The organism is Tabrizicola sp. (genome assembly GCF_022842145.1).
Classification (GTDB): Bacteria; Pseudomonadota; Alphaproteobacteria; order Rhodobacterales; family Rhodobacteraceae; genus Tabrizicola.
Genome location: NZ_JALHQD010000008.1, coordinates 68480 through 94078, shown reverse-complemented (window position 1 = coordinate 94078; position 25599 = coordinate 68480). Strand labels below are relative to the sequence as shown.

Genomic DNA, 25599 nt, shown 5'->3' with positions numbered 1-25599 from the left:
TGAAGGGGCCGGTGCCTTGCTGGAAGTTTAGGCCAACCCCCAAGGCACCACAATGCGAAAATCCCGCCGGACCATCCGGCGGGAATGGGGCGTCACTTCGACGTATCGTCGGCCTTTCCGCGGCTTTCCAGGATCTGGTCGATCAGGCCCCAGGCCTTGGCATCTTCGGCCGACATGAAGTTGTCCCTCTCGAGCGCCGCTTCGACAGTGTCGTAGTCGTTGCCGGTGTGTTTGACGTAGATCTCGTTCAACCGGCGTTTCAGCTTCTCGGTTTCCCGCGCGTGGATCATGATATCCGTCGCCTGGCCCTGATAACCGCCCGAGGGCTGGTGCACCATGACCCGGCTGTTCGGCAGGCTGAAGCGCATGCCCTTTTCCCCGGCCGTGAGCAGAAGCGAGCCCATCGAGGCCGCCTGTCCGATCACAAGGGTCGAAATCTTCGGCCGGATGTATTGCATCGTATCGTAGATCGACAGGCCCGCGGTCACGACACCGCCGGGGCTGTTGATGTACATGCTGATTTCCTTGGACGGGTTTTCCGATTCCAGGAACAGCAGCTGGGCGCAGATCAGGCTGGACATGCCGTCGTGCACGGGACCGCCCAGGAAGATGATCCGTTCCTTCAAGAGGCGGCTGAAGATGTCGTAGGCGCGTTCCCCTCGGCTCGTCTGTTCGACGACCATGGGGACGAGCGTGTTCATGTAGTGATCAACGGGATCGCGCATCGGTGCCTGCCTCTTCTGTCTTTTCCGAGGAATATCGTCGAATGTATTGCGAGAGTCTTAGTGGGGTGACACGGGGGCTGCAAGGCACCCCCGTCGCTTTTGCCGAAGGGGTGATGCAGGCTTGAATCACCGGCCCGGCGACCTAGACCCTAGCCATGTTCACGCCCACCCGCGCCGCCGGCCTTGGCCGCTTGACCGCCTTCCTGCCCCGCGCTGGCCGCGACTATGCGGCTCTGCGGAATCTTGAGCTTCCCGGCCATCCGCATGTCTCGACACTGTCGCCCTGGCTGCGGCACCGGATGGTGACAGAGGCCGAGGTGATCGCGGCGACATTGAACTCGCATTCGGGGGGTGCCGAGAAGTTCCTGGCCGAGGTCTGGTGGCGAACCTACTGGAAGGGTTGGCTGGAATTGCGGCCCGGTGTCTGGTCGGCCTATCGACAGGGCGTCACGGCGGCGTTGAACCGGCTGGCGGTGGAACCCGGTCTTGCAACACGCGCCGAGACCGCGATGCTGGGAGAGACGGGGATCGACGGGTTTGACCACTGGGCGAAGGAGCTGGTTGCCTCGGGCTACCTCCACAACCACGCGCGCATGTGGTTCGCCTCGATCTGGGTCTTCACCCTGGACCTGCCTTGGGAGCTTGGGGCCGACTTCTTCCTGCGCCACCTGATCGACGGTGACCCGGCTTCGAACACCTTGTCATGGCGCTGGGTCGCCGGGCTGCACACTCCGGGCAAGACGTATCTTGCGACAGCCGAGAACATAGCCACCAACACCCACGGCCGCTTCCGCCCCGACGGTCTGGCCCCGGCGGCACGACCACTGGCTTTGCCCCCCCTGCCCGCCCCGCTTCCTCCACCACCGGGCGACGACCCCGACTGGGACGCCCCCACGCTTCTTCTTGTCACCGAAGAGGACCTTTGCCCGCAGTTCCTGCTGGACCAGGGCTTGCGCCCCAAAGCGGTGGGTGTCCTGACCTTTGCTGCGGGTCGTTCGCCCCTTGCCGTCGCGGAACCCGTGCACCACTTCACGCGCGCGGCCATTGCCGATGCGCTGGAAAACCTGCAGGCACCCGATGCGCCGGTCGAAACTGAGCCCCGGATGATCCTGGATCTCGCAGAGCGCGAAGGGTGCCGCCAGATCGTCACCGCCTACGCGCCGACCGGCCCGATTGCCGAACAGCTGGCCATTCTCCAGCACATGGCAGACCCGCGCGGCATCCGGCTGGTCCGGGTCCTTCGGCCGCATGACCGGGCGGCTTGGCCGCATGCGACGCATGGGTTTTTCCGGTTCCGTGAAGCCGTGATGGGTTAGCGGAAGGTCCGGACCGCCAGCGTCACGCGAGCGGCGGCTGTGACCAGGCACAGGGCACCAAAGGTCCAGGCCGCAGGGACGAACAGCACCGGGAAAAGGACGATCAGCAGGAAGAAGACGATGGTTTCCGTCCCTTCCAGAAGTCCCGCGGTGAAATACAGCGACTTTTCTCCCCGCGACCGGGTTTCCATGCCCTGCTTTGCGGCAAGGACCGCATAGCCCAGAAAGGTCGCGCCGTTGACGTAGAAACTGGCCAACAGGAATGCGCCAGCCGCCCCGTTCGCGCCGGGATCAAGAAGTACGAAAGCCAGAGGGATAGCGCCGTAAAAGGTGAAGTCGCAGACGATGTCCAGGTAGCCACCGAAATCGGACTTGCCCCGCGCCCGCGCAACTGCACCGTCCAATCCGTCCGCCAGACGGCTGGCAAGGACCAGCGATGCGACCAGGAAACCGCTGTAGCCGAGCCCGACCATCCCCGCCGCAGTGAGACCGACCAGCAGCCCGACAAGTGTGACCACGTCCGCCGAAGCGCCACGGGCGGCAAGCCAGCGTCCACCCCGGTCAAGGGGCACATCGATCACTCCGCGGATCATTCCGTCCAGCATGTCGCCTCCCTGCCACCACGGCACCATGGCACGAACCGGCTGCAACAGTTTTCACGTTTCCGCAGGCCAGCGGCGAGACTTGGCGTATGCAACCCAGGATTGAGTGGCAACCAGGACCTTTCTCGCGTATTTCACGGTTTGCGCCACATTCTGCCTGATTCTGGCCCAACTGATGCGGAATCTGAAATGGTGCTACTGATGGGGGACCAATCATGCCGAAGTGCTCGACTGTTGCGGCTGCCACCGCAGCTGTTTTTCTCAGCCTCGCTGCCGCGGCCCAAGCCGGCTGCACAGTTCCGGGCAATTCCGCGGGCATGCAGCAGGAGCTGCTCAGCCACCTGAATGCCGAGCGCAAGGACCGCGGACTTCCTGCGCTGGTGATTTCGGCCAAGCTCGACAAGGCCGCGCAGGGTCATGCCTGCGACAATGCCAAGCGCAAGTCGATCAGCCATACGTCGTCAGATGGCGGGACGCTGAAGACCCGGCTGCGGCGCGCGGGATACGCATTCCGCACCGCCGCCGAAAACACCGGACGCGGGTTTGCCTCGGGGGCGCGGGCTGTCGAATGGTGGATGAACTCGCCAAAGCACAAGGACAACATCCTGCTGCGCAAAGCGCGCGAAGTGGGAGTTGGCATCGCCGTCAGCCCGGCGCCTGACAACAAGCTGCACTGGATCATCGTAGTCGGCGCCTCGAAATAGGCTTACCGCGCGATCACCAACTCGGCCCTGAGACCGCCAAGCGCGGCGCTTTGCGAAAGCCGCAGCGCGCCGCCATGGCTGAGGGCGATGTCCGACGCGATCGACAATCCCAGCCCGACCCCGGCTCCCCGGTTCGGATCGCGTGAGGAGTCAAGCCGCGTGAACGGCCGCAGCGCTTCTTCCCGGCGCTCGGTCGGAATCCCCGGGCCGTCGTCTTCGACCACGATCCTCAGACTGCGCTCCAGGAAGATCAGCCGCACTTCCACCCGCTTGCCGTAACGCTGGGCGTTTGCAATAAGGTTATCCACCGCCCGGATAACCGCTTGCGGCCGCATCTCGACGCTGTCCGGCACCCCGTCCACTGCCACCAGGGCAACCGCGCCGTCGGTCTTCTCTACAACGCCCCGGACCAGGGCCACGGCATCGGTCGACTGCGAGCCCTCCATCGCATCGCCGCGGACAAACGCCAGAAACTCGTCCACCATGCGCTCCATCTGCACGACGTCGGCTTGCAATGCCTCAACCTCGGGATCCTCGGGCATCAGCGACAGCGCCAGCCGCATCCGCGTGAGCGGCGTGCGCAGGTCGTGGCTTACACCGGACAGCATAAGCGTCCGCTGCTCGATCTGGCGCTCGATCCGGCCCCGCATGTCCATGAACGCCCGCCCTGCGGCTCGCACCTCCTGTGCCCCGCGTGGCCGGTAGTCGACAGTACGCCCCTTGCCGAACTCCTCGGCCGCTTCGGCCAGCTTGGTAATCGGGCGAAGTTGCCGACGCAGGAAGATGTAGGCGATGATCGTCAGGAGAATCGAGGCAAAGATCATCAGCACCATCAGCTGGTGCGGATTCGCGGCCGACATCCGGCGTCGGCTCACCTCGGCCAGGATGGGACCGACCGCGGTGTCGAAGCGCAACGCCACCATGCGGTTTTCGCCGGTCAGATCGACGGCCACCAGGGTGGGCAAACGCTCACGCAGCGTCGATATGATCGTATTGCCCGACAGATCGATGAAGGGTCGCTTGTCCACCAGCGGCGCATCGGGTCCGGCGGGAATCGTCAGCCCGATCTCCAGAGCCGCGGCCAAAGGCACAACCCGCGCGCGGGCGTCTGCAATGTCGGCACTGGCCTCGACCTGGTCCAAAAGGAACTCAAGGTCGATTGCGACGCCTTGCGTCATCTGGCTGGTGACATCTTCATAGAAGCGCTGGATGAATTCCGACGAGAAGACCAGCTGCAAGGCCACGATCGGCACGATCAAGATCAGTGCCGCGCGACCATATAGACCTCTGGGAAGAAGACGCTGAAAGACAGACATTGCCATTGCAGACTATCGTTACCTTCCCTGCTTGGAAAGCCGAGACCCAGATGACCAGCGACCCGCCGATCCGACATCTTCTTGCGCCGAACCCGTCGCCCTTGACCGGAAGCGGGACCAACACCTGGCTGGTGGGTGCCACCAACCTCGCCGTGATCGACCCCGGCCCCGACGACCCAGCGCACCTTGCGGCAATTCTCCACGCCGTCGGGCCGGGACAGCGCATCGGCCATATCCTGGTGACGCATGCACATCTTGACCACTCCGCGCTGGCTCGCCGCCTTTCGGATGCAACGGGCGCAGCCATCCACGCCTTCGGCGGCGCGACGGACGGCCGCAGCCCGATGATGACGGCTCTGGCCCCCACCCTGCCCGACCAAGGCGAGGGGCTGGACCGCGCCTTCGCTCCGGATCACCGCGTCGTCGACGGCCAGAACCTTCATGGTCCGGACTGGAGCCTTGCCGCCCTGCACACCCCGGGCCATCTGGGCGGACATCTTTGCTTCGCTTTGGGCGATACGCTGTTTTCGGGCGATCATGTGATGGGATGGTCGACCTCGATTGTCTCGCCGCCCGATGGCGACATGGGGGCCTATATGGCTTCGCTCGCCCAGTTGGAGGATAGCCCGTGGCAGCGTTTCCTTCCGGGACACGGGGCGGCTGTGGATCACCCCACCGAACGGGTTCGGGACCTGATCGCGCACCGATTACAACGCGAACGGCAGATCCTGGAGGCGCTGGAGACCGGCCCCGCCCGCATTCCGCAACTGACCGCGCGCATCTATCACGACATCCCGTTCCATCTCGTGCCCGCAGCCGCCCGGAACGTCTTCGCCCATCTCATTGATCTGGCTTCCAGAAGCGAGATCACTGCCACGCCGTCCTTGCTTCCCGATGCCGAATTCAGCCGGTTGTGAGACTGCCCATCTTTTCCCGCGATTTGCCCTTGCCGCACCGGAAGGGCCTTGCTATAGACCGCCCCGTGTTCCGGCGTAGCTCAGCGGTAGAGCAGTTGACTGTTAATCAATTGGTCGTAGGTTCGATCCCTACCGCCGGAGCCAAATTCTTAGGTTTACAGCTGGTTAAGAGACCGGGCGAAAACCGCCTTTCTCTCAATTGCTGGCAGGTCAACTAATTCATCACCAGAAACGAAATGCTTCGCCCAAGCGGTGCCAGTCGGTAGAAGCACTCCTGGTCAGGCGGCTTTACCGAGGCGGTTCTGGCGGTGGCCGGCGCCCCGATGAACGGACCATTAACAGCCGATTCCGCTCACCCTAAACTACCAAAAATATTGCAATTTCCTTCCAACGGGCCGGAACACTTCCGGATTGCACAGAGTTGGATCGGCATAAGTGGCAAGAATTTTCGGGATATTCGGCGGCACCTGTCTACGGCTGCGTCGAGGTGCCCGGCATTTCATTCCCTTTGCCGGGCACCTACTTTCCATCATGGCTGGTGCACATTGATCCGGCTGCGCCCTTTGGAGTTGGTCCGACTGAATGCTGTCCGGCTTCTCCACTCCATGCTCTTCCGACAAGTCGCGCACCTCGCCCGGATCTCGGCCGAGCCGTGGTTGCGGAGGTCGAGGACGCCGTTGGCATGACGACGATAGCCAGCGGGAATAGAGCGAAGCCGGACATGCAAGAACTTATCGCGACCTTCCCTCGTCTCGCAGGGTGCTGCCTTCCAACAAGGGCACCGGGTCAGTGGCACGGGCAATTGAGGCCGCACCAGCTTTCACTGATGCAGCTAGATCGCGGATCAGAGCCCGACGAGACCTGCAACCAGAAAAGCCTAGCAGGTGCACTGACCTGCTTCGCCGGGCGTATTGCAGGGGCAGTCGTCGGACCCGCCACCGCCCAAAAGAAACGCTCCGACCAGGATAAGTCCTGCGGTAAGGGCAATCTTCTCGCCGGGTGACAGGATCGCAACAGGGCGTCCCTCTTCGGGTGGTTCATCGATGATCACTGGTCCGCCCGCGTTAGCTGGTACTGCGACGAGGAGCGTCAGGGTCAAGGCAAGCAGTTTCATTGGATTTTTTCCTTTTGGTGAAAGTTGGTCGTGCCGCCTGTCAGACGAAGGCCGGTCCGTAGCCCTTGAGAAACTTCCACCGGTGTGAATTTGATCCAAGCTGAGGTCGAAAATGCACTTTCCTCGATCATTATGTCACACTGGGTCTGCCCTGGTCGCCGTGAGAGCGGAGGAGTTCCCTGCGCGCCCCGTGTCGATCTTCCGTCGATCGGCGATGAAGCTGACAGCTTCATCCACAGGCTCACGTCCCATGCATCCGGGTCGTGCAGGCAACTCCACAGACGGCATGCCAAACCCGCGCGCAATCCAATCCGACGGTGCCGCACAGGTCTCTAGAAGACTGAGATCGACCGAAACCACCTCCTGACAAGAACCCACTTCCAGACAGAAATCTCTACTCATGGCAGGCATTCCGCGTGTATGGATGCACGCAATATGCCCCGCGAGCGGCTTGCCTTCCTGCACTGGAATGGCTAAATCCAGAACTACGCGGGTGTAGCTCAATGGTAGAGCAGAAGCTTCCCAAGCTTACGACGAGGGTTCGATTCCCTTCACCCGCTCCACCGCCTCTCCAGGATTGACACGGTGGCTCCGGCGCTTATGCCTTGGTCAGTCGCTTATCCGGAGGCTCTGTATGTCCGCACGTTTTCTGGCCCTGCCTCTCTGCCTCGCGCTTGGCGCCTGTGTCCAGAAAAACGGCCCATCCGAACCCTATGACTTCGTCGGCAGCTGGGATTGCGGAATCGAGACCTTCACCTTCACCAACGCCACCTACAACGACGGCACGACGACCTATCCAATCGGAAATGTGGCGAGGAGCGGCGACAATTACACGCTGCGGTTCTCGAACGGCTATGTCATCGCCCTTGGAGCGGTCACCGCGACGGGCCTGACCTGGGTTTCGGGACAGTCCGGCGACCAGTTCAACTGCGTTCGCGTGAAGTAGCTTTCGTTCGGACCCCGAACCGGCTAATCAGCCGCCCGACGCCATCAGGAGAAACCACATGAACACCGACATCATCCGCCACGGCATAGGCCCCCGCATGTCCGAGGCCGTCGCCTACAACGGCATTCTCTGGGTCGCCGGCCAGTTGGGCGAGCCCGGCGGTTCGGTCGCCGACCAGACCCGTCAGGCTTTGGCTGCCATCGATGCGATCCTGGCAAAGGCTGGCACCGACAAGACCCGGATTCTTTCGGCGCAGATCTGGCTGGCGGATATGGCGACGTTCCCGGAAATGAACTCGGTCTGGGATACCTGGGTGCCGCAGGGTCATACCCCGGCCCGCGCGACCGGCGAGGCGAAGCTTGCGACGCCCGACTACAAGGTCGAGGTCATCGTCACCGTCGCATTGAAGTAACGTCGGCTCCCAGGGGCCTGAAATGCAAAGGACCGGAGCGGAAAGCTCCGGTTCTTTTGTCTTGCACGGTTCAGGTCCGCAGGAAGCTGACAAGCGCCGCAGTGGACCCGTCCTTGCCCGAGGTCTCCGCCTTGCCCTCCAGCACCGGCTGAAGCGCCAGGGCGAGCTCCTTGCCCAGCTCCACCCCCCACTGGTCGTAGGAGTTGATCCCCAGGATCACGCCTTCGACGAACACGCGATGCTCATAAAGCGCGATGATCTGACCCAGGACGAAGGGCGTCAGCTGGTCATAGGCGAGCACCGTCGACGGGCGGTTTCCCGGGAAGACCCGATGTCGGGCCTGGCGTTCCAACTCGGCACCGGTAGCCCCCTTCTTCGCCATGATCGCCCGCGCCTCCTCCAGCGACCGGCCGCGCAGAAGCGCCTCGGCCTGCGCAAGGCAGTTCGACACCAGAAGCAGGTGCTGATCCGCAAGGTCGGGCTCGTGGCCACGGCGGGCCACCAGGAATTCGCAGGGCACCACGCGCGTCCCCTGGTGGATCAGCTGGTAAAAGGCGTGCTGACCGTTCGTCCCCGGCTCGCCCCAGACCACGGGACCGGAGTGGGTTTCCAGGTCTGAACCGTCGATGGCAACCCGCTTGCCGTTGGATTCCATTTCCAGCTGCTGAAGATATGCGGGAAGGCGGCTAAGTCGCTGATCATATGGCAGAACCGCTCGGGTGGTATGCCCGCAGATCTGGTTGTGCCAAACGCCCACCAAGGCCAGCATAACCGGCATGTTCGCCGCAAGCGGCGCGTTCAGGAAGTGCTGGTCCATCGCCCGGCCACCGGCCAGGAACTGGTCAAACGTCTCCGGTCCAACGGCGATCATCAGCGACAGGCCAATCGGCCCCCACATCGAATAGCGCCCGCCAACCCAATCCTCGAACCCGAAAACCCGCGCCGGATCAATGCCATAGGCGGCGGTCTTGTCGCCCGCCGTGCTGACGGCCGCGAACTGCGCGGCGGGGTCCGCGACCTTCGTCTCCATCCAGCGTTTCGCAGTATCGGCGTTGGTCATCGTCTCGATCGTGGTGAAGGTCTTCGAGGCAACGATCACCAGCGTCGTTTCCGGGTTCAATCCGCGCAACGTGTCGTGGATATGCGCCCCGTCGACGTTCGAGACGAAATGACAGCGCGGCCCGTCCGCAAACGGGGCCAGCGCGAGGTAGGCCATTGCCGGCCCGAGATCAGAGCCACCTATCCCGATGTTCACCACATCGGTGATCCTGCCGCCCTGCCCCTTGAAGGCGCCCGATCGCACATCCCGCGCAAAGCCAGCACAGTCCGCGCGAATGCGACGCACGGCGGGCAGCACGTCCGCACCATCGACCGTGATCACCGCATCGTCGCCGGCCCGCAGTGCCACGTGCAGCACCGCCCGGCCTTCGGTATCATTGATCTTTGCACCTCCGAACATCGCGGCCCGCTTGTCGGCCAGGCCCGACACCTCGGCCAGCTTCACCAGAGAAGCGCGAATGTCCGCATCGATGCTGGTCTTCGAATAGTCGAACAGCATTCCGTCGACAGAAACGGAGAACTCCGCCGCGCGATTATCGTCAAACAGATCAAGGATATGTCGGCCCTTGTTCAGGTCCTGCAGGCGCTGCAGGTCAGCCCATTTGCTCATTTCATTCCGCCCAGTGCACGGTTGCGTTGTCAAGGACGGCGCGCACCGGCGCCTCCATCGGGGTCAGGGTCATCGCTCGCTCCAGCGCCGCGCGCTTCTCTGGCCCGGTGATCAGGATGTGGATGTTGAACGCCCCGCGCAGCACCGGGGCGGTCAGCGTGATCCGCGGCTCGCCCGCCGCTTCGGCCCGCATCGGCAACACAAGCGGCGCCGAGGCCGACAATGCCTCCTCCAGCCGGTCTGCGCCGGGAAAGAGACTTGCGGTATGCATGTCCGCGCCCATGCCAAGCAGCAGCACGGAGATCGGCAGATGCGGCTTCAGCCCGTCCTCCAGCGCGGCCAGGATCTCTTCCGGCTGATCCGCCGGGGCGTAAAGCGGCACGAGCTGCGCCTGTGCTGCCCGGCCGCGCAGCAACCGCTCACGCACCAGCCGGGTATTCGACCGTTCGCTGGATTCGGGCACCCAGCGTTCGTCGTTCAGCACGACCGCCACGTTGGCCCAGTCAAGATCCACCCCCGACAGCGTGTCGAAGATCGGTCCGGGAGTCGTCCCGCCTGGCACCGACAATGTCGCCTTCCCCTCCCGCCGCAGGAAATCTGCAAGCTGCCCGGCGATGGTATTCGCCAGACCCAGCATCAGGAACTCCCGGTCCGGATAGGTTTCCAGTCTCATTCGCGTATCTCCCGCCAGCGCCGCCCGTCGCGGTGCATCAGCATCAACGCGTCCTCCGGACCCGAGGATCCGGGGTCGTAGGTCTGCGGCTTGTCGCCCCGGCCTTCCCAACCCTCGATGATGGGATCGGTCCAGGCCCAGGCGGCTTCGACTTCGTCCCCGCGCATGAAGAGCGTCTGGTTTCCGCGGATGACGTCCATGATCAGGCGCTCATAGGCATCGGGGGCTTCGTCCGCCTCCGCCCCCAGGACGGCGGCAAAGGACATGTCCAAGGGCACCTGCATTAGGCGCATGCCGCCCGGCCCCGGTTCCTTGATCATCACCATCAGATTCATCCCCTCATTCGGCTGCAGCCGGATGACCAGCACGTTCTCATGCCAGCCGCTTGCGTCGTCAAAGATCGCATGGGGCGGCTGTTTGAAGGTGATTGCAATCTCGGATGCCCGCGCCCGCAGGCGCTTGCCGGTGCGCAGGTAGAACGGCACCCCCTGCCAGCGCCAGTTCGACACCTGCACCTTCAGCGCGATATAGCTTTCTGTCTTCGACGCCGGGTTCTCGCTGTGCGCCACATACCCCTTCTCTCCTCCACCCGCGCCATACTGGCCGCGAACAATGTCCTCGGGCGGCACCGGCTTCAGTGCGCGGATCACCTTGAGCTTTTCGTCCCGCACCGCGTCGGGGTCGAAGTGGTACGGTGGCTCCATCGCGATAAGGCACAGAAGCTGCATCAGGTGGTTCTGCACCATGTCCCGCATCGCGCCCGACTTGTCGTAATAGGCCCCACGCCCGTCGACGCCGACGGTTTCCGCCACGGTGATCTGGACGTGGTCGATGTATTCGGCCTTCCACAAGGGCTCGAACAGGATGTTGGCGAAACGGACCGCCATCAGGTTCTGGACTGTCTCCTTGCCCAGATAGTGATCGATCCGGTATATCTGCGTTTCGTTGAAGTGCTTGGCCAACACGGCGTTCAGCGTCCTCGCCGAGGCCAGATCCCTGCCGAACGGCTTTTCCACCACGATCCGGCTCCAGGCGTCGGCGATCCCGTGTTCGGAAAGCCGCTGTGCGATGTCGCCGAACAGGCTGGGCGCGACCGAGAAGTAGAAGGCCCGCACCACATTTTCGCGCATCAGCGCCTTCAGCGCCGCCCAACCCCCGGTCCCCGTCGCGTCGATCGAGACATAGTGGATACGGCCCAGAAACGCCTCGATCGCTGCCGCGTCCTGCCGGGCTTTGGGCACGAATTCCGCGATGGCTGCACGGACCTGCTCGCGGAAGCTTTCGTCGGTCAGATCCGCGCGGGCGGCACCGATGATCCGGCTTTCGGCCACCATCTGCCCCGCAAGAAAGCGCCGGTAGAGGCCCGGCAGGATCTTTCGACGTGCCAGGTCGCCCGTGCCGCCGAAGATCACCAGATCGAAGACATCCACCGGAATGACGCGCGAAACCATGATTGTCTCCTGCGAGGGCTGTGTTAGCGCTAACGGCGGCCTTCTACAGCCTGCATCGCCCCCTGTCTAGCATTGCCGGACCCCGGGGGAAACATCAGCCGTCCTCCAGCGCCTCCCACCGCACGCGCATCAGGCCCGGCTCGGCGGCCAGGCGCTGCACCGCCTGTTCCAGCGCCACTTCGCCAACGATTTCCGCCGTCACTGTCGCCGAAAGGTCCAGCACCTGTCCCGTTTCCGCTGTGGTGACCCCAATCTCCGAGATATGCAGCCCCCCCAGCGACAAGGTCCGCAGCATCAGGCTGCGCACCTCGGCCTCCTGCGCCGGGTTTACCGCGACCTGCACCCGGTAGGCTTTGATCACCGGCACACCCGCCCGGGTATAGCGCTTCAGAAGCTTGACCAGCGGTCGCAGGCCAAGGTTCACGAAGACCACCATCGCGGTCAGCAAGAGCGCATGTTCCCAAGCGCCATGCCCGGCCATCATCCCCACCCCGGCCGAGCACCACAGCGTCGCCGCCGTGTTCAGCCCGTGGACGTTGAACCCGTCGCGGAAAATGATCCCCGCCCCCAGAAAGCCGATCCCCGACACGATCTGCGCGGCCACGCGGGTCGGACTGACCTCATCCGGGTACAGCCCCGAGAAGATGACGAAGCTTGCGGCCCCCAGCGCGACCAGCGCATTGGTCCGCAGACCTGCCATCCGCTGCCGCATCTGGCGCTCTGACCCGATGACCGCCCCACAGGCAAGCGCCACTCCGAGGTTGATCGCGGCGACTTCAAGTGGAGTGAACATGGTAGGCCTCCTGCGCACAGAATCGCGCGGACGCCCGTTCCGCTCCGAGTTTTCGGAAAGCCCTGATGGCCGCGCCATTACTCTAGAGCCGGATGGGCCCGTTCCGACCACCATAGCAGCACCATTGCCCCCATCACCAGCGCGCACCCAATGGATTCTGCCGGCCCCAGCCGCTCGGATAGGACCATCCAGGCCAGAAGGGCCGCCAGTCCGGGTTCGACCATCGAGGCGATCAGCCCCAGTCCGGCGGACCGACAGCGGGCCATGCCCGAACAGTAGACCACATAGGCCAGCGCAGTTGGCCCGAGGCCAAGATAGAGGGTCACGCCCAACACCTTCCAGCTTTCCTCCGCCGAAAGAGCAACTGAAGCCGGATCGACCAGAAGAAGCGCCGCCAGCATCAGAAGTCCCGCCAGCGTCAGCCCGGCCCCCACGACCACCAGAGGGCCCACCGCGCGTGTCATCTCCCGCGCGGATGCCGTCATCGCGACAAAGGCAACCGACGCTATCACCGCCAGCGCCAGACCCGGCACCAGCGCTTCGGGTGCGGTGGCCGACCAGTTCCCTGCGGCAAAGACAATCAGTCCGGCCGAGGCCAGAGCCAGCGCCCCAACCGCCGCAGGGGTCAGGACGGCCCGCCCGCGCAGAAGCGACCAGCCGCAGGCCAACAAGGGCGGCAGGCAGACCGTGAGGAACACCGTCGCCGTTACGCCCAGAAGGGTGAAGGCGCGGAACAGGCAAAGCTGGAACACGGCGCAGCCCACAGCAAAGCCAAAAAGCGCACCAGGCTCCAGCCTGCGGAACGGGTGCAGCCCCTCGTGCCGGATCACCAAAGCAATCGCCAGAATGACGGGGCCACCCACCGCCAGCCGCGACACCCCAAGCGCCAGATCCGACAGGGTCTCGGTGGCCGGGACCAGTTTGCTTGCGACCCCGACCGTAGCCCAAAGCGCCGCGGCGACCATGACCTGGATCACGCCCGCGGACGACCCACCGTGAACCGCTGCAACCATCGCCGAACTCCTGCCCCGTGACATCTCGTCGGGGCAAGGTAGACGGGGCGCGGCATCCGCGCTGTTCCTGGGGGAACAGTCGGGCTAGGCCTCCAGTTCGGCGTCCCAGTAAAGATAGTCCATCCAGCTTTCATGCAGATGGTTTGGCGGGAACCGCCGGCCATGTGCCTGCATCTCCTCGGCCGAAGGGGCGCGCGGCTGCCGGTTCAGGTACATCCCCGCCTGTTTGAGGGTCCGCGAGCCCTTGCGCAGGTTGCACGGGGAACAGGCCGCGACCACGTTCTCCCAGCTGGTGATCCCGCCCTTGGACCGGGGCAGCACGTGGTCGAACGTCAGGTCCCCCTTCGCGCTGCAATACTGGCAGCAGAATTCGTCCCGCAGAAAAAGATTGAAGCGCGTGAATGCCACGCGCTTCTGGGGTCTTACGAATTCTTTCAGGACCACGACGGAAGGTATCCTGAACTCCTGCCGCTGGCTTCGGACGGTCTGGTCGTATTCCGCGACGATCTGCACGCGGTCCAGGAAGGCGGCCTTGATCGCCTCCTGCCAGGGCCAGAGACTGAGGGGGTAGTAGCTTAGCGGACGATAGTCGGCATTCAGCACCAGCGCGGGGTAGTGCTTCAGTGCCGCCGGATCGCGCACAAACTGGGTTCTGAAATCGCCGTCCATTCCGTTCAAGACTCCGCACCTATCCCGTCGACCGCAGGGCCAGCAGGGCGGGGAGTCCCGCCCCGTGTTTCGAAACTATATCTGGCGTTTCAGGCGTGACAACCCCCAAGCGCCAGAGTGACACCAAGTGCCGCAGAGCAGCGCCCAAAGGCTTCGCACACCTCGGCAACGGCAGCATGACAGCAACCACCGACCGACGGCCATTGCGGCAGACGCCCGAAAACTTGGCACGCCGGTTCCCGCCGTAGGCTCCGACCCGGGCTTGTCAGCGCGGAATGCCACGTCTAACCCTCATCCTGAAAAGCCACGGAGCCGGTGCAATGTTCCCCAATCGTCGCAATATCCTCCTGATGGCCGCCGCCGCGTTGGTGGCCGGATGCGGTCGGCGTCCGCCTGGAGACCGGGCCTCCCGCGGGGATCTTCACCCCGGCGAGACGCCCGAGATGCGGGTGCTGATCCGCCGCTATGCCGCGATTCACGACATCCCGGAAAGCCTTTTGCACCGCGTCATCCAGCGCGAAAGCGGCTACAACGCCGGGGCCCGCAATGGCCCCTATTACGGGCTTATGCAGATCCTGCCGCAGACCGCCCGCACGATGGGCTATGCAGGGCCGCCCGAGGGTCTTCTGGATGCCGAAACCAATCTTGCCTATGCCGGCAGGTATCTGCGCGGCGCCTGGATGGTTTCGGGCGGGGACGAGGACGAGGCAATCCGCTGGTACGCGCGCGGCTACTACTACGAGGCCAAGCGGAAGGGCCTTCTGGAAGAAACTGGTCTGCGCACCTAGATACCCTGCAGCAAAGGGGGTGTGATGCCTGACCGAACAGCGGACATCTGCGTCTTGTCGAACCCCCGATCCGGAACTGCCATGCGCAATCCCGGGGCCGTGGACCGTGCAATGGCGGTCTTCGGGAAGCGGGCCGAACTGCGCGCCTTTTCGGGCGATCCAGCCGACGAAGCGGCCCGCGCAATCCGGGACGGCTTCCGCATCATTGTCGCGGCGGGTGGCGATGGCACGGTGGCAGGCGTGGCCCATGCGCTGGCCGGAAGCGATGTCGCCCTGGCCGTGCTGCCGATGGGGACCTTCAACTACTTCGCTCGCGGCCTGAAGATGCCCGAAGAAGCCGAAGCCGCTGCCCGCGCCATCCTCGACGGCGCTCCGCACGACATCGCCGTCGGCACGCTGAATGGCCGCGTCTTCCTGAACAACGTCTCGATCGGACTTTATCCGGCCATCCTGGAAGAACGCGAGGCGACCTACGCGCGCTATGGGCGCTACCGGATCCTGGCCCATCTTGCCTCGCTCCGGACGATCCTGCGGTTCCAGCGGCCCTACCGGATGGACCTACTGCAGGACGAAACCCGGCACCGCATCCGCACGCCGATGCTGTTTGTGGCGCGCTCGGCTTACCAGCTCGACCAGTTCGGCCTTGAGGGAGGGCAAGCCATTTCGGACGACCGCTTCGTCCTTTTCCTGGCACATCAGCAAACCCGGCTGGCTTTTCTGCACCTGGCCTGGAAGCTGATCCGCCGCAAGGTCGACCACGGGCGCGATATTCTTGTCTCGACGCCGCGGCAGATCGCGGTGGCGGTGCAGGGGCGACGCCGGATTGCGGTGGCGCTGGACGGTGAAAAGCTGAAGATGCAACTGCCGCTGCGCATCCAGATCGCCGATCACCAATTGCAGGTGATCCTCCCATCGAACAACCCGGCCGTGGTGAAGTCGGGATGACACGGCTTCTGCATCTGTCCGATGTCCATTTCGGCGCGGTCGACCACCGTTTGGTGCAACCGTTGCTTGATCTTGCGCACAAGCTCCAGCCGGACGTCACCGTGATCTCGGGCGATCTGACCCAGCGCGCGCAGCCGGACCAGTTCGCGGCCGCCCGGGCATTCATCGACCAGCTGCCGGGACCTGTCCTCAGCGTGCCCGGAAACCACGACGCTCCGCTGTGGAACCTGCCCGTTCGACTTGCCGCACCCTTTGCACGCTACCGTCATGCCATCGGACGCGAGCTTGAACCGCTTGTTTCACTGCCGGGAGCGGTCCTTCAGGGGATAAACACCGCCAATCCTCTGGTCTGGAAGGCAGGGCACCTGACTGACGCATCGGCAGGCCGTCTGGACACCGCATTTGCCAGGGCTCCCACCCAGGCGATGCGCATCGCGGTGATGCATCACGCGCCGGTACCAGCCTCGGACGGCACACCGGCCGATCTGGCCGCGCCTGCCGCCGCGCTTGCGGCACTGGCGCGCGCGGGAACCGACATCGTCCTCTCTGGCCATACCCACATGCCCCACGCGGGCTTTGCAGAAACCGCAGCAGGTGTCCTGTTCCTGCAGGTCGGAACCGCGATCTCCACCCGCCTCAAGACCAGGACCAACGACTTTGCACTGATCGAACTGGGTTCCGGCAGCGTCACGCGACACGATTGGCTTTCGCACGGCGGAGGCCCTTTCCTGCCGTCGGCCCCCCAGCGCTTCCTGAAGACTGCCGACGGTTGGAGGCGGCTCGCCGAAAGCTAGCTCAGGTTACAACATCAGGCGCAGTGCGCCCGGTATGGGCCGCGACTCCTGCCAGTTCGTGCGCGGCGCGGATCACAGGGGCAAGCGCCTCCTGCGCGTCGTGGGCCAGCCCGTCCGGACCGGGGGCATAGCGTTCCAGGTAGACCCGCAGCGTTGCCCCTTCGGTTCCGGTTCCGGACAATCGGTACACGATCCGCGAGCCATCCTCGAACATCACGCGCACGCCCTGTTTCAGGCTGATCGAGCCATCGACCGGATCAGTATAGGCGAAATCATCCGCCGCCTGGATGGTCATGCCTTCGACCGTGAGGCCCGGCAATGCACCCAGAGACGCACGCAGTGCGGCCATCATCGCGTCGGCACGGCCCGTTTCGATCGCCTCGAAGTCATGCCGGCTGTAGTAGTTCCGCCCGTACCGCGACCAGTGGCCCTGCAGGATGTCCGACACCGACTGCTTCCGGACCGCCAGAATGTTCAGCCACAGCAGAACCGCCCAAAGCCCGTCCTTTTCGCGAACGTGATCGGACCCGGTACCGAAGCTCTCTTCGCCGCAGATCGTCGCCTTCCCGGCGTCCAGAAGGTTCCCGAAGAACTTCCACCCGGTCGGCGTCTCGAACTTCCCGATCGCCAGCGCATCCGCCACCCGGTCCGCCGCCGCACTGGTTGGCATCGACCGCGCGACACCCTTCAATCCTTTGGCATAACCCGGCGCCAGGTGCGCATTCGCCGCCAGTACTGCAAGACTGTCCGAGGGCGAGACATAGATCCCCCGCCCGACCACCATGTTGCGGTCGCCGTCGCCATCCGAGGCCGCACCAAAATCGGGCGCTGCGTCCGAGAACATCTCGTCCATCAGCGCCTTGGCCCAGGTCGGGTTCGGGTCGGGGTGCATGCCCCCGAAATCCGGCAATGGCGTCGCATTCACGCAAGTCCCCTTCGCCGCGCCCAGGCGTTTTTCCAGAATCTCCACCGCGTAAGGCCCCGTCACGGCGCACATCGAATCCATCCGCATCCGGAACCCGCCTGCGAACATCTCGCGGATTGCGGGGAAGTCGAACAGCGTCTCCATCAGCGCGGCGTAATCCCGCACCGGGTCCACGACATCCACCAGCATCGTGCCCAGTTGGTGCCGCCCGACCCGCGACAGGTCCACGTCCTGAGCCTCAAGCACCTTGTATTCGGTAATCTCGGTCGTGCGCTGGTACATCGCCTCGGTCACGCCTTCGAGCGCGGGCCCGCCGTTGGGCATGTTGAACTTGACGCCGAAATCCTCCTCCGGCCCGCCGGGGTTGTGGCTCGCCGACATGATGATCCCGCCATCGGTCTTGTTCAGCCGGATCAGGTGGCTCGCGGCGGGAGTCGACAGGATCGCCCCCTGCCCCACGATCACCCGTGCCGCGCCATTGGCCGCCGCCATACGCAGGATCACCTGCGCTGCGCGGTCGTTGAAATAGCGCCCGTCCCCACCAAGGACGAAGGTCTTCCCCTCCGCCCCCACAACATCAAAGATCGCCTGGACGAAGTTCTCCAGGTAATGCCGTCCCATGAAGACCGGAGTCTTCTTCCGCAACCCGCTGGTCCCCGGCCTCTGCCCTGCAATCGGCTGCGTCCGGACGGTGGTGATCTGGCTCATGGTCTTCCTCCCTTGCCGGTCAGTGACCGGAATAGCAGAACGGATTGCGCAGGCGCGGTTGTCAGGTCCGAGGCAAGGCCCAAGGGCGCGAAATCCGGCCGCGTCGTGTCCAGCAGCAACTCCCATCCGGGCGCAGTGTCAGGCAGGTGCAGCGCCGCCACCGCGCCGGTGTTGAAGACGGCAAACACCGCCTCGGGATTGGGGTCGCCGCCTTCCGCCTGCATGCGCATCTCGACGCAAAGGCAGCGGAATGCCGGATCGTGCCATTCTTCGGATTGCGGCACGGTCCCGTCCGGCCGCCGCCAGATCACGTCCGGCAACCCGTCGGCCAGCCGTTTGCGCGCATGCAGGAAACGGCGCTGGCGCAGGACCGGAAGCTCCCGCCGCAGCTCGGCCAGCCGTGCGACATAGCTTACCAGCCCCTCGTCCGTCTTCGCCCAGTCGATCCAGGACGTCTCGTTGTCCTGCGCATAGGCGTTGTTGTTGCCGCCCTGACTGTGTCCGATCTCATCCCCCGCCAGCAGCATTGGCACCCCTTGGGACAACATCAAGGTCGCCAGCAGGTTCCGCTTCCGAAGCGACCGCGCCGCGAGCACCTTGGCGTCCTTCGTCGGACCCTCGACCCCCATGTTGTCACTGTGGTTCTCGTGATGACCGTCACGGTTGTCCTCGCCATTGGCGAAGTTGCGTTTGATGGTGAAGCTGACCAGGTCCTCCAGGGTGAAGCCGTCATGGCTGGTGATGAAGTTCACTGACGAAGTCGCTGCCCTCCCAGAATGGTCAAAGCGTTCCGCGCTGCCCAGGATGCGCGCCGCCAGGTCGCGGGTCAGCCCCGCATCGCCCTTCCAGAACCGGCGCATACCGTCGCGGAACTTGTCGTTCCATTCCAGGAACGGATGTGGATAGGCCCCGAGTTGATAGCCGCCAGGGCCGATGTCCCAAGGCTCTGCGATCAGCTTCACGCGGCTCAGCGTCGGGTCCTGCCGGATCGCATCGAAGAAACCGCCGTTCGGGTCAAACCCGTGCGCCTCGCGTCCCAGGACCGTGCCGAGGTCAAACCGGAAGCCGTCCACATGAGTCATCTCGACCCAGTAGCGCAAGGAATCCATCACCATTCGCAGCACCATCGGATGCGTCAAGTTCAGCGTGTTGCCGGTTCCCGCGTCATTGGCATAGGTCCGACCGCCCCCGCTCAAGCGGTAGTAGCTTGCGTTGTCCAGACCCCGGAAGCTGATCGTCGGGCCCCACTCGTCGCCCTCCGCGGTGTGGTTGTAGACCACGTCCAGGATGACCTCGATCCCCGCGGTATGGAACCGGCGGACCATGGTCTGGAACTCCCACAGCGCGCCTTGGCTCATGTAGCGGGGTTCCGGCGCGAAGAACGCCATCGTGTTGTAGCCCCAGTGGTTCCGCAGTCCCTTCGACACCAGGAAGCGGTCGTCGATATAGGCCTGCACCGGCAGAAGCTCGATCGCAGTGACGCCCAGCTTCACCAGATGGTCGATCACCCGGTCCGACGAAAGGCCCAGGTAGGTCCCCCGCAACCCCTTCTCCACACCCGCATGCAGGGCGGTCATCGACTTGACGTGGGCCTCATAGACCACGGTATCGATCCGCGGGGTCCGGGGCGACTGGTCGTTGCCCCAAGTGAACGACGGGTCCGTCACCACCGCCTTCGGCACCGCAAAGGCGCTGTCGCGGGTGTCGAAGCTGAGGTCGCCGCGGGGGCTGCCGATCTTGTAGCCCATCAGCGCGTCCGACCACTTCAGCCGCCCCTCCAGCGCGCGGGCATATGGGTCCAGAAGCAGCTTGTTCGGGTTGAACCGGTGCCCCTGCTCCGGCGCATAAGGCCCATGCGCGCGAAAGCCGTAAACCGTGCCCACCGTCAGACCGCCCACATGGATGTGCCAGATGTCCCCGTCGCGCTCGATGATCGGGAGGCGGCACAGCTCCTTGCGGCCGTCCGGCGTGAACAGGCAAAGTTCGATCCGTTCGGCATGGGCCGAGAAGACCGCGAAGTTCACCCCGTCGCCGGTCAGGCTTGCGCCCATCGGCCATGGCCGGCCCGGACTGACCGCATGGCCCTGCAGCCGCGCGGGCAGCGAGACGGTCTGCGGTGTCACGCGGTCAGCCTTTCGTAAAGACCCGCATAGGCCACGGCCGAGGTTTCCCACCCGACCGGCTGCGCCATCGCGTTGGCCCGCAGCTTGGACCAAAGCTTCGGCAGGTGGTGCAGTTCCAGAAGTTGCGTCAGTGCGCGCCCGAAGGCCAGCGCATCAACGGGATGGAAGGTCACTCCGGTTGCCGCCCCCGCCGCCAAAGCCGCCGGAGACGCCCCGATTACCGTGTCTGCCAGCCCGCCGACCATGCTTACGACAGGCAAGGTGCCATAGCGAAGCCCATACATCTGTGTCAGCCCGCAGGGCTCGAACCTGCTGGGCACCAGCACTGCATCCGCCCCCGCAAACAGCCGGTGGCTTAGCTTCTCGTCATAGCCGATCTGCACTGCGACCCGCCCCGGGAACCGCCCCGCAAGGTCGCGCATAGCGGTTTCCAGATGTGGCTCGCCCGACCCCAGCACGATCAGCCCACCCCCGCCGACCACAAAGTCGGGGACCACCTGCGGCAAAAGGTCGATGCCCTTCTGGTCTGTCAGTCGGCTGACGACGATGGCCAGCGGGCCCGGCACCTCCAGCCCGAATTCATCGCACAGCTTCGTGCGCCAGGCGGCCTTGCCCGTCAGCGCCTTCGGCCCGAACGGAGGGTCCTCGACCTGCGGCGACCAGCTTTCTGTATCGACCCCATTGAGGATGCCCGAGACCACGGCAGCGCGGTTACCGATGACACCCTGCAGCCCCATCCCGAACTCTTCCCGCATGATCTCGGCCGCATAGCTGGGCGAAACCGTGGTGATCCAGTCCGCCGTCACCAATCCTGCCTTCAGGGTCGAGATACCGCCGTAATACTCCAGGGCGTCCGCGTGGAAGGCGTGGCCCGGCAGGCGCAGGATGCCCAGCATGTGTCCCGGCGCCCAGCCCTGGAAGGCGATGTTGTGGATGGTGATGACCGACTTGCAGCCGCCATTGCCGTGATAGGCAAGATAAGCCGGAGCCAGCCCCGCCTGCCAGTCATGCGCGTGCAGGACATCGGGCTTCCACCCGTCCAACCCTTCCCGCGCGATCCGGGCGGCGACCCAGGACAGCGCCGCAAAGCGGATCGCATTATCCGGGTGCTCCCCGGTCGGCCCGGAATAAGGCCCCCCCTCCCGGTCATAAAGATGCGGCGCGTCCAGAAGCAGAAGTGGTACGCCTGCTTCTTCACCCGCCAGCACCCGCCCGGCGCCACCCCAAAGGTCCGGCTCCTCCCAGACCACCGGCCAATGCGCCGAACGCTCCCGCAGCGCGCGGTAGGCTGGCAGCAAGACCCGCATGTCCCAGCCGGTCCCTGCCAGCGCCCGGGGTAAAGCACCCACCACATCCGCCAGCCCGCCAGTCTTCACCAGCGGGACGCATTCCGAGGCCACCGACAGAACCCGACCGCCCATTCGCCATGCCTTTCCGTAACTTCCCGCCCGGAGTTAACGTTTACCCCGGGCAAGGTCCAGTCGTTCAGCCAAGCGCCTTGGCCCGGGCGTCCAGCATGTCCTGGGTAATCAGCACGATCCCGCCTTCGGACCGCCGGAACCACTTCGCGTCTTCCTCAGGGTCCTCGCCCACCACTAGGGCCTCCGGGATGATGACCCCCCGGTCGATCACGCAGTTCTTCAACTGCGCCTTGCGGGCCACGCAGACCTGCGGAAGCGCCACGACGTATTCCAGACTGGACCAGGAATGCGTCCTGACCCCGGTAAACAGCAGCGAATTCGACACCGACGAGCCCGACACGATGCAGTCTCCACTGACCAGCGACGACACCGCCGACCCGCGCCGCCCATCCTCGTCATGGATGAACTTTGCTGGCGGCAGGATCTCGGCATAGGTCCAGATCGGCCACGAGCTGTCATAGATATCCAGCTTCGGGGTGAAATCCGTCAGGTCGATGTTGGCCTGCCAGAACGCGTCGATCGTCCCCACGTCGCGCCAGTAGGGCTCCGTCTCCAGCCCGCTGGTGACGCAGCTGTCCGAAAACTTGTGCGCCACGGCCTTGCCGTTCTTGACGATGTTCGGGATCAGGTCGAATCCGAAATCGTGGCTTGAATTGTCGTCCTGCATGTCCTGCAGCAGAAGGTCGCGCAGGAAGGCCCAGTCGAAAACATAGATCCCCATCGACGCCAGCGCGTGATCCGGATCGCCTGGGATCGCCGGCGGGTCCTTCGGCTTTTCCAGGAAATCGGTGATCCGCATCGTGTCATCGACGTGCATCACGCCAAAAGCCGTCGCCTCCATCCGCGGTACGGTCAGGCACCCGATGGTCACGTCCGCCGCCTGCTCGACATGCTGGCGCAGCATCACCTCGTAATCCATCTTGTAGATGTGGTCGCCTGCCAGCACGATCACGTACTTGATGCCGTAGCTGTCGATGATGTCGATGTTCTGCGCGATGGCATCCGCCGTCCCGCGATACCAGTTCACCTCGTCCATCCGCTGGCTGGCCGGCAGGATGTCCAGGTATTCGTTCCGCTCGGCCCGGAAGAAGCCCCAGCCGCGCTGGACGTGGCGGATCAGGGAGTGCGCCTTGTATTGCGTGGCAATCGCCATCTTCCGGATGCCCGAGTTCAGCGCATTCGACAGCGCAAAGTCGATGATCCGCGTCTTGCCACCGAAGTAGACCGCCGGTTTCGCGCGCCGGTCGGTCAGCTCTTTCAAGCGACTGCCACGCCCCCCCGCCAGGACGAACGCCATGGCCTGGCTCGACAGGCGCTGGTTCGGTCTTGCCTTCATCACTCTTCCCTCCCCAAAGCGGTTCAACCCGCCGAAATCAATCCTGTTGCAGATAGACTGCCGACAAGGGCGGCAGTGTGACAAGCGCCGATTGAGTAAGCCCATGCCAGGGCGTCTTTTCCGTGGTCACCCCTCCCAGGTTGCCACGGTTGCCCCCGCCGTACGCCTCGGCATCGGTGTTCAGGATCTCATGCCATTTGCCCGCGGCCGGCAGACCCAGCCGGTAGGTGCGCTCCACCGGGGTCATGTTCACCACGGCCACGACCTGCTTGTCGTTGTCGGCACCCTTGCGGATCCAGGAAAAGACACCGGCATCCGCATCATTGGACTCTATCCAGGCAAAGCCCTCGGGCCGCGTGTCGTTGACGTGCAGCGCCCGCGTTTCGCGGTAGACCCGGTTCAGATCGCGCACCAGCCGCTGCATTCCCTTATGTTCCGCAATATCAAGCTGATGCCAGTCGAGGCTCTGGTTGTGGTTCCACTCGGCGCCTTGGGCAAACTCCTGCCCCATGAACAGCAGTTTCTTGCCCGGGTGCGCCCACATGAACCCGTAATAGGCGCGCAGGTTCGCGAACTTTTCCCAAGCGGTGCCAGGCATCTTCGACAGCATGGAGCCTTTGCCGTGCACCACTTCGTCGTGGGAAATCGGCAGGATGTAATTCTCGGACCAGGCATAGACCATGCCGAAGGTCATCTGGTGATGGTGATACTTCCTGTAAAGCGGGTCCTTCTGCATGTACGAAAGGGTGTCGTTCATCCACCCCATGTTCCATTTGAACCCGAAGCCCAGCCCGCCCCAGTTCGCGGGCCGCGATACCCCCGGAAATGCCGTCGATTCCTCGGCGATCGTCATGATCCCAGGCACTTCGCCATAGGCGATGATGTTGGTCGACCGCAGGACGTCGATTGCCTCATAGTTCTCGCGGCCACCGTCCTTGTTCGGGACCCACTCTCCTTGCTTGCGGCTGTAGTCGCGGTAAAGCATCGAGGCCACCGCATCGACCCGAAGGCCGTCGATGTGATACTCCTCCAGCCAATACAGGGCGTTGCTGACCAGGTAGTTCTTTACCTCGACCCGACCGTAATTGTAGATCAGCGTGTTCCAGTCCTGATGGAACCCCTCGCGCGGGTCGGCGTGTTCGTACAGCGCCGTGCCGTCGAACTGGCCCAGCCCATGCGCATCCGTCGGGAAATGCCCCGGAACCCAATCCAGGATCACGCCCAGCCCCTTGCGGTGTGCCGCATCGACAAAGGCCCGGAACTCTTCGGGCGTGCCATGCCGGATCGTGGGTGCAAACATGCCGACCGGCTGGTATCCCCATGATCCGTCGAAGGGAAACTCGCTGACCGGCAGGCACTCGATATGGGTGAAGCCCATGTCGGCGGCATAGTCCACCAACTGCTCGGCCAGTTCCAGATAGCTCAGCATCCGGTCGCCGGGCGCACGCCGCCAGGACCCCAGATGCACTTCGTAAACGCTTATCGGGGCGTCGATGGTATGCGCCGCAGCTCGGCTTTCCATCCAGGCGCCGTCGCGCCAGTCGCCGCGAATTGTCCTGACAACAGAGGCATTTGCAGGTGGATGTTCAGAACCGAACCCCACGGGATCGGCTTTCAGCGGCAGCACCACGCCCCCTTGGCCCTTGATCTCGTACTTGTAGGCCGTGCCCTCGCCCACGCCGGGAATGAAGATCTCCCACACCCCCGTCGCGCCCCGCCGACGCATCGGGTTCCGCCGCCCGTCCCAGACGTTGAAGTCGCCCACCACGCTGACGCGTTCGGCGTTGGGTGCCCAGACGGCGAAATGCACGCCATCCACTCCCTCATGCGTTATCACGTGCGCTCCAAGCGCCTGCCACAGGCGGCGGTGAGTCCCTTCGCCCAAAAGGTACTCATCCATCTCGCCCAGCACCGGGCCGAAGCGATACGGGTCCTCGAATTCCCACGCGGAACCATGGCCTTCTGCGCGGAAGCTGTAACCGACCTTGCGCGCGATCTGATGGGTGAACACGCCCGGAACACCTGGATAAGGAATCGCCTCTGCTTCGGTCTTGCCAGTCCGGACCCACAGCCGTTCCGCACCCGGCACAAAGGCCGTGATCTCCCAGCCCTTGGCCCGCTTGTGCGCCCCAAGGACCGAGAACGGGTCGCCATGCAAGCCCCCGGCAATCGCCTCGGCCGCGCCTTTGTCGAGTGTCGTCTCAGCCATGCTTCCCCTCCCGAAAGCCTGTCGGACTGC

The 25599-nt window shown here is 64.2% G+C and carries 23 protein-coding genes and 2 tRNA genes; 10 read left to right on the top strand and 15 right to left on the bottom strand.

Translation table 11 applies throughout. The features are described from left to right. Positions 1-92: 92 nt before the first annotated feature. Complete coding sequence (locus Q0C42_RS17325; RefSeq protein WP_295078817.1) at positions 93-725, bottom strand: ATP-dependent Clp protease proteolytic subunit; 633 nt, start codon at positions 723-725, stop codon at positions 93-95. A 155-nt stretch (positions 726-880) separates the two neighbouring features. Here Q0C42_RS17325 and Q0C42_RS17320 point away from each other — a divergent pair, with 155 nt between their 5' ends. Further along, on the top strand, positions 881-2041 hold the full coding sequence (locus Q0C42_RS17320; RefSeq protein ID WP_295078814.1) for an FAD-binding domain-containing protein: 1161 nt from the start codon (positions 881-883) through the stop codon (positions 2039-2041). Here Q0C42_RS17320 and Q0C42_RS17315 read toward each other — a convergent pair. Next, positions 2038-2646 carry a CDP-alcohol phosphatidyltransferase family protein gene (locus Q0C42_RS17315; protein ID WP_295078811.1) on the bottom strand — a complete coding sequence of 203 codons (609 nt, stop codon included), beginning with the start codon at positions 2644-2646 and terminating at the stop codon, positions 2038-2040. The two genes, Q0C42_RS17320 and Q0C42_RS17315, sit on opposite strands and share 4 nt — an antisense overlap. A 314-nt stretch (positions 2647-2960) precedes the next feature. Between Q0C42_RS17315 and Q0C42_RS17310 the strand changes: the two genes are divergently transcribed. Then, positions 2961-3347 (top strand): CAP domain-containing protein, encoded by a 387-nt coding sequence (locus Q0C42_RS17310; protein WP_295078808.1) that lies wholly within the window; start codon positions 2961-2963, stop codon positions 3345-3347. 2 nt (positions 3348-3349) lie between these two features. Here Q0C42_RS17310 and Q0C42_RS17305 read toward each other — a convergent pair whose 3' ends face one another. Further along, positions 3350-4669, bottom strand: a complete 1320-nt coding sequence (locus Q0C42_RS17305; RefSeq protein WP_295078805.1) for an ATP-binding protein — start codon at positions 4667-4669, stop codon at positions 3350-3352. Between the two features lie 44 nt (positions 4670-4713). Here Q0C42_RS17305 and Q0C42_RS17300 point away from each other — a divergent pair, with 44 nt between their 5' ends. Together Q0C42_RS17300 and Q0C42_RS17295 are read left to right on the top strand one after the other, a co-directional pair. Beyond that, positions 4714-5580, top strand: a complete 867-nt coding sequence (locus Q0C42_RS17300) for an MBL fold metallo-hydrolase (RefSeq protein WP_295078802.1) — start codon at positions 4714-4716, stop codon at positions 5578-5580. 69 nt (positions 5581-5649) lie between these two features. Further along, positions 5650-5724: transfer RNA gene (locus tag Q0C42_RS17295), tRNA-Asn, on the top strand. 733 nt (positions 5725-6457) lie between these two features. Here the strand turns inward: Q0C42_RS17295 and Q0C42_RS17290 are convergent. Further along, on the bottom strand, positions 6458-6694 hold the full coding sequence (locus Q0C42_RS17290; RefSeq protein ID WP_295078799.1) for a hypothetical protein: 237 nt from the start codon (positions 6692-6694) through the stop codon (positions 6458-6460). A 489-nt stretch (positions 6695-7183) separates the two neighbouring features. Between Q0C42_RS17290 and Q0C42_RS17285 the strand changes: the two genes are divergently transcribed. The 3 genes from Q0C42_RS17285 to Q0C42_RS17275 all read left to right on the top strand — a co-directional run bounded on the left by Q0C42_RS17285 (position 7184) and on the right by Q0C42_RS17275 (position 8052). Then, positions 7184-7257 (top strand) — tRNA-Gly (locus tag Q0C42_RS17285). Between the two features lie 71 nt (positions 7258-7328). Next, entirely contained in the window at positions 7329-7640 is a 312-nt protein-coding gene (locus tag Q0C42_RS17280; RefSeq protein WP_295078796.1) for a hypothetical protein, read from the top strand. Positions 7641-7698: 58 nt separating this feature from the next. Next, complete coding sequence (locus Q0C42_RS17275; RefSeq protein ID WP_295078793.1) at positions 7699-8052, top strand: RidA family protein; 354 nt, start codon at positions 7699-7701, stop codon at positions 8050-8052. 70 nt (positions 8053-8122) lie between these two features. On the opposite strand, the gene pgi is transcribed toward Q0C42_RS17275, so the two are convergent. The 6 genes from pgi to Q0C42_RS17245 all read right to left on the bottom strand — a co-directional run bounded on the left by pgi (position 8123) and on the right by Q0C42_RS17245 (position 14320). Next, entirely contained in the window at positions 8123-9721 is a 1599-nt protein-coding gene (gene pgi, locus Q0C42_RS17270) for a glucose-6-phosphate isomerase (protein WP_295078790.1), read from the bottom strand. Position 9722: 1 nt separating this feature from the next. Beyond that, the gene (gene pgl / locus Q0C42_RS17265) at positions 9723-10394 is read right to left on the bottom strand and encodes a 6-phosphogluconolactonase (protein ID WP_295078787.1); all 672 of its coding nucleotides are present in this window, start codon (positions 10392-10394) and stop codon (positions 9723-9725) included. Beyond that, positions 10391-11845 (bottom strand): glucose-6-phosphate dehydrogenase, encoded by a 1455-nt coding sequence (zwf, locus tag Q0C42_RS17260; protein ID WP_295078784.1) that lies wholly within the window; start codon positions 11843-11845, stop codon positions 10391-10393. Before zwf ends, pgl begins: the two co-directional genes overlap by 4 nt. 94 nt (positions 11846-11939) lie before the next feature. Next, positions 11940-12638, bottom strand: coding sequence for an MgtC/SapB family protein (locus tag Q0C42_RS17255; protein WP_295078781.1), 699 nt, complete (start codon positions 12636-12638; stop codon positions 11940-11942). Between the two features lie 77 nt (positions 12639-12715). Then, the gene (locus Q0C42_RS17250; RefSeq protein WP_295078778.1) at positions 12716-13651 is read right to left on the bottom strand and encodes a DMT family transporter; all 936 of its coding nucleotides are present in this window, start codon (positions 13649-13651) and stop codon (positions 12716-12718) included. An 84-nt stretch (positions 13652-13735) separates the two neighbouring features. Continuing rightward, positions 13736-14320: an HNH endonuclease gene (locus tag Q0C42_RS17245; RefSeq protein WP_295078775.1), complete on the bottom strand. Its 585-nt coding sequence runs from the start codon at positions 14318-14320 to the stop codon at positions 13736-13738. Between the two features lie 320 nt (positions 14321-14640). On the opposite strand from Q0C42_RS17245, the gene Q0C42_RS17240 reads away from it, so the two are divergent. From Q0C42_RS17240 to Q0C42_RS17230, 3 genes are read left to right on the top strand one after another with little or no spacing between them, the layout of a single operon-like run. Then, positions 14641-15108, top strand: coding sequence for a lytic transglycosylase domain-containing protein (locus Q0C42_RS17240; protein ID WP_295078772.1), 468 nt, complete (start codon positions 14641-14643; stop codon positions 15106-15108). A gap of 24 nt (positions 15109-15132) precedes the next feature. After that, complete coding sequence (locus tag Q0C42_RS17235) at positions 15133-16053, top strand: diacylglycerol kinase family protein (protein WP_295078768.1); 921 nt, start codon at positions 15133-15135, stop codon at positions 16051-16053. Next, positions 16050-16847, top strand: a complete 798-nt coding sequence (locus Q0C42_RS17230; protein ID WP_295078765.1) for a metallophosphoesterase — start codon at positions 16050-16052, stop codon at positions 16845-16847. Before Q0C42_RS17235 ends, Q0C42_RS17230 begins: the two co-directional genes overlap by 4 nt. Position 16848: 1 nt before the next feature. Here Q0C42_RS17230 and Q0C42_RS17225 read toward each other — a convergent pair whose 3' ends face one another. The 5 genes from Q0C42_RS17225 to glgB form a co-directional block, all read right to left on the bottom strand. Continuing rightward, positions 16849-18480, bottom strand: coding sequence for an alpha-D-glucose phosphate-specific phosphoglucomutase (locus Q0C42_RS17225; RefSeq protein ID WP_295078762.1), 1632 nt, complete (start codon positions 18478-18480; stop codon positions 16849-16851). Further along, positions 18477-20603: a glycogen debranching protein GlgX gene (gene glgX / locus Q0C42_RS17220; protein WP_295078759.1), complete on the bottom strand. Its 2127-nt coding sequence runs from the start codon at positions 20601-20603 to the stop codon at positions 18477-18479. Before glgX ends, Q0C42_RS17225 begins: the two co-directional genes overlap by 4 nt. Beyond that, the gene (gene glgA, locus Q0C42_RS17215) at positions 20600-22024 is read right to left on the bottom strand and encodes a glycogen synthase GlgA (protein WP_295078756.1); all 1425 of its coding nucleotides are present in this window, start codon (positions 22022-22024) and stop codon (positions 20600-20602) included. Before glgA ends, glgX begins: the two co-directional genes overlap by 4 nt. A 64-nt stretch (positions 22025-22088) precedes the next feature. Continuing rightward, the gene (gene glgC / locus Q0C42_RS17210; RefSeq protein ID WP_295078753.1) at positions 22089-23360 is read right to left on the bottom strand and encodes a glucose-1-phosphate adenylyltransferase; all 1272 of its coding nucleotides are present in this window, start codon (positions 23358-23360) and stop codon (positions 22089-22091) included. Between the two features lie 37 nt (positions 23361-23397). Beyond that, positions 23398-25569, bottom strand: a complete 2172-nt coding sequence (gene glgB / locus Q0C42_RS17205; RefSeq protein WP_295078750.1) for a 1,4-alpha-glucan branching protein GlgB — start codon at positions 25567-25569, stop codon at positions 23398-23400. Between the last annotated feature and the right edge of the window lie 30 nt (positions 25570-25599).